Origin of the sequence: Hoskinsella mucinilytica, from assembly GCF_045223415.1 — a bacterium.
In the GTDB taxonomy this organism is placed as follows: Bacteria; Bacillota_I; Bacilli_A; order Erysipelotrichales; family Erysipelotrichaceae; genus Hoskinsella; species Hoskinsella mucinilytica.
Genome location: NZ_JBEQZJ010000070.1, coordinates 1 through 10,861 on the forward strand (window position 1 = coordinate 1; position 10,861 = coordinate 10,861).

The 10,861-nt window shown below is 36.8% G+C and carries 10 protein-coding genes; 8 read left to right on the forward strand and 2 right to left on the reverse strand.

Annotated elements, in window-relative coordinates; translation table 11 throughout:
* Positions 1-33: 33 nt before the first annotated feature.
* Together UGRO018_RS16855 and UGRO018_RS16860 are read right to left on the reverse strand one after the other, a co-directional pair.
* Positions 34-699, reverse strand: a complete 666-nt coding sequence (locus UGRO018_RS16855; RefSeq protein ID WP_416327678.1) for a phosphatase PAP2 family protein — start codon at positions 697-699, stop codon at positions 34-36.
* Positions 700-807: 108 nt separating this feature from the next.
* Positions 808-1,329, reverse strand: a complete 522-nt coding sequence (locus UGRO018_RS16860; RefSeq protein ID WP_416327679.1) for an ECF transporter S component — start codon at positions 1,327-1,329, stop codon at positions 808-810.
* A 116-nt stretch (positions 1,330-1,445) separates the two neighbouring features.
* On the opposite strand from UGRO018_RS16860, the gene pdxR reads away from it, so the two are divergent.
* The 8 genes from pdxR to UGRO018_RS16900 all read left to right on the forward strand — a co-directional run bounded on the left by pdxR (position 1,446) and on the right by UGRO018_RS16900 (position 10,829).
* Entirely contained in the window at positions 1,446-2,810 is a 1,365-nt protein-coding gene (gene pdxR / locus UGRO018_RS16865) for a MocR-like pyridoxine biosynthesis transcription factor PdxR (RefSeq protein ID WP_416327680.1), read from the forward strand.
* A 56-nt stretch (positions 2,811-2,866) separates the two neighbouring features.
* The gene (locus UGRO018_RS16870) at positions 2,867-3,532 is read left to right on the forward strand and encodes an MgtC/SapB family protein (RefSeq protein ID WP_416327681.1); all 666 of its coding nucleotides are present in this window, start codon (positions 2,867-2,869) and stop codon (positions 3,530-3,532) included.
* 115 nt (positions 3,533-3,647) lie between these two features.
* The gene (locus tag UGRO018_RS16875; RefSeq protein ID WP_416327682.1) at positions 3,648-4,334 is read left to right on the forward strand and encodes a response regulator transcription factor; all 687 of its coding nucleotides are present in this window, start codon (positions 3,648-3,650) and stop codon (positions 4,332-4,334) included.
* Complete coding sequence (locus UGRO018_RS16880; RefSeq protein WP_416327683.1) at positions 4,324-5,316, forward strand: sensor histidine kinase; 993 nt, start codon at positions 4,324-4,326, stop codon at positions 5,314-5,316. The genes UGRO018_RS16875 and UGRO018_RS16880 overlap by 11 nt, the downstream gene beginning before the upstream one ends.
* A 73-nt stretch (positions 5,317-5,389) precedes the next feature.
* On the forward strand, positions 5,390-6,073 hold the full coding sequence (locus UGRO018_RS16885) for an ABC transporter ATP-binding protein (RefSeq protein WP_416327684.1): 684 nt from the start codon (positions 5,390-5,392) through the stop codon (positions 6,071-6,073).
* Positions 6,070-8,667 carry an ABC transporter permease gene (locus tag UGRO018_RS16890; protein ID WP_416327685.1) on the forward strand — a complete coding sequence of 866 codons (2,598 nt, stop codon included), beginning with the start codon at positions 6,070-6,072 and terminating at the stop codon, positions 8,665-8,667. Before UGRO018_RS16885 ends, UGRO018_RS16890 begins: the two co-directional genes overlap by 4 nt.
* Positions 8,668-8,763: 96 nt before the next feature.
* Complete coding sequence (gene glpK, locus UGRO018_RS16895) at positions 8,764-10,245, forward strand: glycerol kinase GlpK (RefSeq protein ID WP_416327686.1); 1,482 nt, start codon at positions 8,764-8,766, stop codon at positions 10,243-10,245.
* A 140-nt stretch (positions 10,246-10,385) separates the two neighbouring features.
* Positions 10,386-10,829 (forward strand): hypothetical protein, encoded by a 444-nt coding sequence (locus UGRO018_RS16900; protein WP_416327687.1) that lies wholly within the window; start codon positions 10,386-10,388, stop codon positions 10,827-10,829.
* Positions 10,830-10,861: the final 32 nt, after the last annotated feature.

The following is a 10,861-nucleotide window of genomic DNA, read 5'->3' on the forward strand; positions in this document are numbered from 1 at the left end:
TGAACTTAAGAATTCTCTTTTTGTTTATGTGAATTAATTGATTAGTTTTGAAAATCGCCCATGACCGAAGAGCTTACGCCAAGGAAAGTGATATGTGACAAGATATAATACGCCGGATAAAGCAATACCTAAGATGACATCAATGATGCTATGTTGCTTGATGAACATGGTTGCGAGAATGATCATCACAGATAATAAAATGGTAGAAATCTTGATGGCTTTCGCATGATGAAACCCTTGATATTTCCATACGACGATACAAATGGCAACAGTACTTGAAACATGAATGGATGGACAAACATTGGTTGGAGAATCAATGCTTTGAAGGAAACCGACCAACCGTGCACATAGGTTTGTAGCGGTGATTGGAACACGTAGATTCAATCCGTTGGGAAAGATGGTATAAACAAGCAGACAAAAACTCATTCCTGTAAACATGAAAAAACATAGATCTTGAAAATCCTTTTTCGAATGAAATAAAAAATAACCAAGTGGTAAAACAAGAAGTGGGAACCATAGAAGATAAGGAATGACGAAGAATTCATTAAATGGAATCAGATCATCTAATGGGGAATATATAATATAGCTAGGAACGGCTATATGTTCTAATAATTCAAAATAAAGTAAATAAAAGATCCAATAGGTCAATAGCAAGCAATAAGGATGCTCTTTGATCCATGATTTGACTTGTGTAAACATAACATGCCTTCTTTCTCACATGATACTTATTATAGAAAAAAACAAAAAGAAAAACAACCATTTATTTCTTACAGGATAGAGAAAAGGTCATCCATATAGAATGACCTTTTACTTCGCTTGTTGAATATTTAACTTTTTTTGATGTAAACAACGTTTTACAACAGGTAATGCTACGATAGCAATCACATAACCGACACCGGATTGGAAGATATTTTCCGCAACACCGCCCAAAGCTATGATCATACTTCCTTTTAGATACCATTTCGCAAAGAAATAGCCGACGACCATAATGATACTGCCAAGTGCGTACGCAACCCATTTGATTTTCTCACCATATTTTTGAAATAACCATGCGACAAGAAAACCTTCTAATCCCTTTATGATCAAAGTAGGAAAGAAGTAGTAGGCATAGCCTCCGGCAACATCCGCAAGAGCACTGCCTAATCCTCCAATCAAAAATCCTCCCAATGGATCTACGATACTGGCAAACAAAAGAATAAAGCCATCTCCTAAATTAAAGTAGCCATCTAAGGCATTCGGTATCTTGATGTATAGCGTTGCGACAAAGACAACCGCCATCCCCAAAGCATACAGCACGATCTGCTGTGTTGTTAATGTTTTCTTTTTCATTTTCATAAGCCCCTTTCTGCATGTTCCCTATTTTATCAGAAAACTGTACTTGTAAAAATATACAGAATATATATTATTTTAGAGTACAGTTTGTTATAATAGAAGAGGTGATAACGATGAAGATCAATACGATCAATTTTGAGAAAAAAGAGGGTATCCCAATTTATCGTCAATTATATGAAAAACTAAGAGATGATATATTGGCAGGCTATCTGAAAAAAGGGGATCAGTTGCCGAGCATACGAAAATGTGAAAAGCTATTGAAGATCAGTAAGACGAGCATTGAGAGAGCTTATGATCAGTTGTTGATGGAGGGATATATCCAATCTATTCCTCAAAAAGGTTTTTTTGTGGATGTAGAGGAAGAACAACGAAAACTTAGAAGGCAGCTAGTAGAGCGCCCTTTGAAACAAAGTAAGGTGAAAGCTCGTTATGATTTTCGATCCCAAACAATGGATAAGGATGCGTTTGATATTTCTTTATGGAAAAAATATCTAAAAGAGGTATTAGAGACGGAATCAGATATCACGACTTATGGGGATGCGCAAGGTGAGTATGCTCTTCGTTTGGCTTTGGGAAGATATGCCTATTCTATGAGAGGGGTGTTTTCTACACCTGATCGAATGTTGATCGGCGCAAGCTTTCAATCGTTGTTATATATCCTATGTGGGTATATTCAGAATACGATCATAGGTATGGAAGAGAGTGGGTTTTCTCAAGCAGAACAGGTATTTCATGATTATGAGTTTGAGGTTGTGAAATTGTCAATGCAAACAGGTGGTGTTTGCGTGAGAGAATTGATAGAAAAAAAGGTCAAGGTATTGTATATCAATGCAGGAAGCATGGGGTGTGATCATCAACCTTTAACCTCATGGAAGAGAAAGGAATTGTTGGCATGGGCGAAGAAATACGACGCTTGGATCATTGAGGATGACCATAATGGCGAACTTCGTTATCATACCCGTTTGATGCCATGTATGCAAGGGTATGATATGGGGGAACATGTTATTTATATCGGTTCTTTTTCTAAGTTATTATTGCCATCGCTTCGTATTAGTTATTTGATCATGACACCAAATATGCAATCAAAATATCAAGTACAAAACTATGGTCCCAGTGCTTCTAAAATTGAACAGCTTGCTTTGGCACGTTATATCAGTGATGGACATTTAGAACGACATGTGAAACGCTTAAGAAAGCGTTATGAATTAAAAAGTAGAAGCATGATGTCATTATTGAAAGAATGCTTCCCTGAAGCGGATATTCTATTAGAGGAAGCAGGCTTACAATTGATCTTGCGGTTTCCATATGAAATAGATAGTCAACAATTGATCGATATTTGCGCACAGCACTCCATTTGGTTGAATCAGAATGCACAAAAGGATATCGTATTATCTTTTGCGGCCATTTCCTTAGAAGAAATGGATGAAGCCATTCATGAATTAAAAGCACTGTGGGATCCTTTTTTACGTGAAAAGTAGATGACTGTAAAAAACAAGGAATCAGGCGTATAATAGAATCGTAAGAAGGTGAGCATATGAATGCATGGATATGGACACAGGCAGAACTGTTGGCAAGAATTTTTTTGGCAGGCATTTGTGGGGCAGTGATAGGGTATGAACGAAAGAATCGAAATAAGGAAGCCGGTATTCGTACTCATATGATCGTATCACTAGGGGCTGCTTTGATCATGGTAGTTAGTAAGTATGGATTTTCTGATATTTTAGGAGATGCCGGTATCGCTTTGGATCCCTCTCGTATTGCGGCACAAATCGTGACAGGAGTAGGCTTTTTGGGTGCTGGGATGATCTTTCTTCGAAAAAATACGGTATCAGGACTTACCACGGCAGCAGGTATTTGGGCAACCAGTGCGATAGGAATGGCAATCGGCAGTGGTTTGTATATCATTGGGGTGTTAACTACTCTTTTGATTGTGGTAATACAGATTTTATTACATGGACATTTCATTCATGAATCTTATAAAGAAGAGGTTAGTTTCTTGATGCAAAAGGATAAACGAAATTTAGGAAAACTACAGAAGCAGTTGGAACAATTGCATATCGAAATACTGAATTTACAAGTCAGTGAACAAAAAGGAAGCTACTTCGTGGAAATGACATTAAGCTTACCAAGCAATGATCGACGTATGGATCTTTTACAAGTATTTGAAGATTGTGATTATATAGAAGAAATCAGCTTATGAAAAGCATACTACCAAAGAGGCGAACATGCCTCTTTTTATATGACGAATTTGTCATTAAGATAGACTTTAGATCTATTTTCTTTTATACTTTGAATATTGATGAGGTGAAGTTATTATGAAAATTTTATTTGTGGAAGATGACGATGCCATTGCTTTGGGATTACTGTATTCTTTGGAAAAAGAAGGATATCAAATGACGCATTGTAAAACGGTAAAGCGTGCGTGTCAAGCAATAGAGGAACAACGCTTTGATTTATTGTTGTTAGATGTGGGACTTCCTGATGGGAATGGATATGATATATGTAGATATGCAAAACAAAGGCAGGATATCCCTGTAATCTTTCTTACGGCAATGGATGATGAGGTCAATATTGTCATGGGTCTGGATATGGGCGGAGATGATTATATAAGTAAACCTTTTCGTGTGAGGGAGTTGTTAAGCAGGATCAAGTCGGTCATGCGACGTTATCAAAAGCAAGAGGATGATGGTATTTATCAAATCAGAAACATTACGATCCATACGAAAATGGGGAAGGTATATAAACAGAAAGAGGAAATTTTATTAACTGCTTTAGAATATCGTTTGTTGCTTGTGTTTTTGAATCATCAAGGACAGATCTTAACGAGAGGACAAATCTTAGAAGGTATTTGGGATGTGGCAGGAAACTATGTAAATGACAATACGTTAAGTGTTTATATCAAACGATTAAGAGAAAAATTAGAGGATGATCCAAGTGACCCATTGATCATCGTCACAGTGCGAGGGCTTGGCTATCGAATGGAGAAGGAACATGTGGCATAACAAAGAGATTCGCCATTTTATCTATGGCTGTATGACCATCATCTTCTTATTTGCATGTTTCAGCATACGATATCCTACTTATGCTATGCTTTGGGTCATAATGGAAGGAATGGGATTATCTTGGTTATTTTATCGCATGACCAAGACTCGCTATACAAATATCAAAGAGTTATCGATGTATCTTCAAGCTGTTTATCAAGGTTGTAATCTATTGGATATTAGGGATCATAGAGAAGGCGAATTGAGTGTTTTAAAAAGTGATATTTATAAGATGACCAGTATTTTGAAACAACAAAGCGCATCTTTGAAAAAAGATACGACCTTTTTAGCAGATGCATTAAGCAATATATCTCATCAATTAAAAACACCATTGACAGGGATGTTGGTGATGAGTGAATTGCTTCAGGATGAAAAGCTTCCGGAAGAGAAACGAAAAGCGTTTTTGATACAGATTCAAACACAATTAAGACGAATTGAATGGTTGGTTTCCACGCTATTAAAAATCAGCAAGATCGATGCTAGAGCGATTGAGTTTCATAAAGCTCGCTATGCCTTAAAGGATCTATTACAACAAGCAATTTTACCGATCAGCATTCCCATAGAATTAAAAGAACAGCATGTAAGCATACAATGTGAGGATGACATCAGCGTTGAAGTGGATCAAAACTGGTGTGTCGAGGCGTTTGTGAATATTTTGAAAAATAGTATGGAACATACACCGAAACATGGTAGCATTCAAATTCATTGCGAAGATAATCCATTACAAACGATCGTTGTGATCGAAGATAATGGTTGTGGGATTGACGCAAAGGATCTTCCTCATGTATTTGAACGCTTTTATAAAGGAGAAAATGCTTCAAGTGAAAGTGCGGGAATCGGCCTTTCTTTATCAAAAATGATTCTGTTAGAACAAAATGCAGATATTGAGGTGGAAAGTGCCTTAAACCAAGGCACAAGGTTTATCCTTCATTTTTATAAATGACGATATTGTCATGTACAAGTCATAAAGCAGTCATGAACATCTGGTATGCTGAAAGGGTAACAGGAGGGAACTTATGGAAATTTTAAAAGTAGAACATTTATCAAAGCAATATGGAAAAGGTGAGACTGCAGTTAAGGCGTTGGATGATGTCAGTTTTACTGTCGAACAAGGAGAATTCGTGGCAATCGTAGGCCCAAGCGGCTCTGGAAAATCTACCTTATTACATATGCTAGGAGGTGTAGATACACCTACTGCAGGGAAGGTTTATGTAGATGGGAATGACATGTATCAATTAAATGAAAGTGCATTGGCAATTTTTCGAAGAAGACAAATCGGATTGATCTATCAATTTTATAATCTGATACCGGTATTGAATGTAGAAGAAAATATCACATTACCTTTACAATTGGATCATCGTAAGATCGTAAAAAGTCAATTTGATGAGCTTATTGATATCTTAGGATTAAAACATCGTTTGAAGCATTTGCCAAATGAATTATCCGGCGGTCAACAACAAAGGGTGTCGATAGGGCGTGCACTGATTGCTTCTCCGACCCTGGTGTTGGCTGATGAACCAACGGGTAATTTGGACCGCAAGAACAGTGATGAAATCATCAACTTATTGAAAAGGTTACATAAGGAGAAAAATCAAACCTTGATCATGATCACTCATGATGAGAAAATTGCATTACAGGCAGATCGTATGATAACGATTGAAGATGGACATATCGTCAAAGACGAGGTGATTCGTCGATGAATATCATCCATAAAGTGACATGGAATTGTATGAAACAAAACAAGAAGCGAACCATTGTAACCATTCTTGGAGTGATCATCTGTGTTGCAATGATATCGGCGATTTGCGTCATCGCTTTTTCCTTTCAAGCATCCATGGTTGCATATAGTGAAATCCGATATGGTACTTATGAAGCACGTTTGGTTGATTTGAATCAACAACAATGTTTGGATATTTATCAAGAGCCGGCGTTAAAAGATCGTGCACGATTGGGTTTTGTTGGATATGTGATACAAAAGGATATTTCCACAGAGATGAGCAATACTTTGCTTTCCTCTGATTTGGATCATTTAGAGTTATATGGAGCAAGTTTGATAGATGGAACACTTCCAAGTAATTCACATGAACTATTGGTTCCTAAAGAATTGATGGAACATAAGAACTTTCCTTATCATATCAATGATTCTATTTCTTTTGATATTGGCTTTTATGAAACAGAGGAAGAAGAACATGTGTTTCATAAAGAAAAGCAACAAACATTTAAGATAAGCGGGGTAATCGATTATGGTAGAGGTGATTTATCAAACAATGGGGATATTTATCAATTTTTGATTCCCTTTGATGAAGAGATGATTCAAAAGGATAGCTATATGCTAAGCATGACCTTTCAAAATGAGGAGCATCTCTATGATGATCTTCAACATTTCTCAAATAAATATCAGTTATCCGATACCAATATACAAGAAAACACTTCTTTGTTGATGTACAAAGGACTAAGTGATACCAGAATATTGACAACCATTCTTATGGTATGTTCTTTCTTGGGAGCAATCATTTTAATGGGAGGAGTATCTTTGATTTATAATGCTTTTTCCATCTCTCTAAGTGAAAGAAATCGCTATTTAGGGATGTTATCGAGTGTTGGTGCTACACGAAGACAGAAACGTCAATCTGTTGCTTTTGAGGCCTTCATCATTGGTCTTATTGCCATACCGATAGGTCTGTTTTCCGGTATTGCAGGCATTGCAATCACGTTCTATTGTTTAAACCCTATCGCTAAAAACGTATTAGACGAAGCCTTTGAATTAAAACCAATCATCAATCTTTGGTGTGTGATGCTACCAATCGTCTTTTCGATTCTTGTGCTTGCTTTGTCCGCATGGCTTCCTTCCTATAGGGCTAGTCGTATATCCGCAATCACAGCCATTCGACAACAAAAGGATATTAATATAAGAAAACGTGATGTTCATACAAGCAAATGGGTGAAGGTTTTGTTTGGTATTGAAGCGGATCTCGGTTTAAAAAATACGAAACGCAATCATTCTCGTTATCTTGCGACGTTGTTTTCCTTGATCATATGCATCGTATTATTTATGAATGTATCTTACTTTTCAAATTCGATGAAAAACAGTCTTGGTATGGTACAAAATAGTGTGGATGCGGATTTTATCGTAGATTTTTATATGAATGAGTATGGTGTAATGCCAAATGAGCATTTGATTACGCAATTAAAAAATGTCTCAGCCGCAACAAGTAGTCGTATGTTTTCAGAAGAACAGCTAATGATGAGTGATCAAATTCATTTCACAGATGAGGCGATGACGTATCTTGAAAAGCAAAGAAAAGCGATGCAATTATCGCAAGAGGATTTCAAAGCATATGCATATCCAAGACTGACACTTCAAGTGATGGATGATGCATCCTTTGCGGAATATGGAAAAGAAGTGGGTATCAATCAAGAAGATATGAAACAAGATATTCCGGGTATCATTTTAGTAAACACTAGAACCATAAGAGATCAAGAAGTCGATCAATATTCCAATATCAAACTTTTATCAAAGAAACAAGGAGATACTTTATCTTTTCAGGCAAGGAAAGCCTCGTTACAAACAGATCAAGAACCATATGAGCTACAAGATCTATCCATTGTGAAGACAACTGATATCGTTCCTCCTATGAACAAAGGACATGCCGATGAGATTGAAATCATTGCCGTTACCAATATGGATAATCTTGTTGCATTGAATCAACAGTTGAGTGAAAAGGAATGCGATAGCGTTGCGAATTTTTATGAAGTTCAATATTTAAGTAAAGACAGCAAAGCATTAAGCAAACAAGTGGATCAGATCCTACAAGAACATTCGGAAACCATGGTTTCCAGTACAATGGATATTTCAGCGCAAAGACAAAAAGATGAACAACAATATTTGTTTGTTTCAGTATTCCTCTATGGCTTTGTTATCTTGATCTTATTGATATGTACCGCAAACATCATGAATACCATTTCGACAAGCGTATCGCTACGCAAACGAGAATTTGCGATGATCAAATCGATTGGTATCACGCCGTCAAAGTTTCGTAAAATGATTATGTATGAAACCTTATTTTATGGCATCAAGGCAATCCTTTATGGAATACCATTGGGTCTATTGACTACGGTGATCATGAATAGGATGTTCTCTTATAGTTTCGTTTTTGTATATGATTATCCAATTTTCAGTATATTGGAAATCATCATAGGTGTATTTGTAGTATTGGCCTTAACCATGAGCTATGCTATTCATAAAATCAAAAACGATAATATCGTAGAGACCATTAGAAAGGAAAGCATTTAGCATTACTTTTTCTACAAATCGTCATTGATGTCTAGTGGAAAACGCTTTCAATGAATGCTATAATGATACTAAGAAATCATGTATAGGAGGAACGATATGGATACTTATATCATGGCGATCGATCAGGGTACTACGAGTACCAGAGCAATTATATTTGATAAAGAAAGTAATATCATGTCAGTAGCGCAAAAAGAATTGGAAAATTATTACCCTCATCCCGGTTGGGTGGAACAAAATGCCAATGATATTTGGGCAAGTACGGTAGGTGTGATGTTTGAGGTTTTGGCGAAATCGGGAATCAAGGAAACACAAATTGCGGCAATCGGTATCACAAATCAAAGAGAAACAACAGTTGTATGGGATAAAGAAACAGGTATGCCTATTTATTTTGCGATCGTATGGCAGTCCAGACAAAGTGATGAATATTGTGAAAAACTGAAAAAAGCAGGAATGGAAGACATGATCAAAGAAAAGACAGGGCTTTTGCTTGATCCTTATTTCTCTGCGAGTAAAATACGCTTTATTTTAGATCATGTTGAGGGAGCACAAGAACGTGCGAATCGAGGAGAATTATTGTTTGGAACTATGGATACTTGGCTATTATGGAAACTTACCAAAGGGAAACGACACATGAGCGATGTGTCCAATGCTTCTCGAACGATGTTGATGAATTTAAAAACGTTGGATTGGGATGAAGAGTTGTTAAAACTTTGGGATATTCCACGATGTATGCTTCCAAAAATCAAAGATACCTCTGAAGTGTATGGTATGAGCGATGGTTTGTTTGATACCTCTATTCCCATTGGCGCATTGGTAGGTGATCAACAGGCTGCTTTGTTTGGTCAAACATGCTTTCAAGCAGGTGATGTAAAGAATACCTATGGTACAGGATGCTTTCTTTTGATGAATACCAAGCAAAATATCATTCATTCCAAACATGGCTTAATCACCTGTGTAGGTTGGCGCATACGTGGGGAAGTCGATTATGTACTTGAAGGTAGCGTCTTTGTGGCAGGTGCTGCGATTCAATGGCTTCGAGATGGCTTAAAGATCATTCAAAACAGTAGTGAAAGTGAAGCAAGAGCATGTAGTGTCAAGAGCAGTGAAGGTGTCTATGTGGTACCTAGTTTTACAGGGCTAGGTGCACCATATTGGAAACCTCAGGTTCAAGGTGCCATGTTTGGTTTGACAAGAGGAACCACGCAAGAACATATCATAAGAGCTACGTTAGAATCCCTTGCTTATCAAACAAGTGATGTGATCATGGCAATGAAAGAGGATAGCGGATTGCCATTGTCAATCTTACAGGTTGATGGTGGCGCTAGTAGAAATAAGTTTTTGTTGCAGTTTCAAAGTGACATATTGAATGCTCAGGTCGTTTCTTCTTTGATTAGTGAAACCACAGCACTTGGAGCGGCTTATTTGGCAGGACTTGCAGTAGGTTATTGGAAAGATCAAGCTGATGTAAAAGCACAATTTAAAGTTGGTGGAACCTATCAACCGAAGATGGAAGAAAAGGAAAGAAGTGCAAAATTAGAAGGATGGAAACGAGCGGTTCAAGCGGTAATGATGTATTAAATAAAAAAAACTATAAAAGAGGATATATATATATTGACGAACATGAATATGTTTTGTTATGATAGCTATGTAAATAAGGAGTTTACAAAAATTTAACATGCTGTGTAAATCACAGGACACAAATGATGGAGGAAAGTTAAATGAAAAAATTGAGTGTATTGGCAGTTGCATTGTTATTGGCTGCATGTAGTTCTGGAAGCAGTGAACCAGAAAAAACAGGAAAAGCAGAATCTGCGAAAAGTGAAAAAGGTGATTACGTTACTGTTGAAATCACAAAACAGGGTGACAAAGTAACAAAAGTTTCTATCGATGAAACTTATAGTGAAAAAGGCGATAAAACTAAAAAAGAATTAAAAGAAGATTATGGTATGAAAGCAGCAACTCAAGGTGATTCTACTAAGATCGGTAAAGAATGGTACGAACAAATCGAATCATTGGAGAAATATATCGCTGATAAAGGAATCGATGCTGTAGAACTTGATGAACAAGGTTATGCGAAAAATGATGATGTAAAATCCGGATGTACGATCAACATTAAAAACATCATGGATACTGTAAAAGCCGCAGACGCTAACGCAAAATAAGAATCGAAAAGGTGAGAAATCACCTTTTTTTG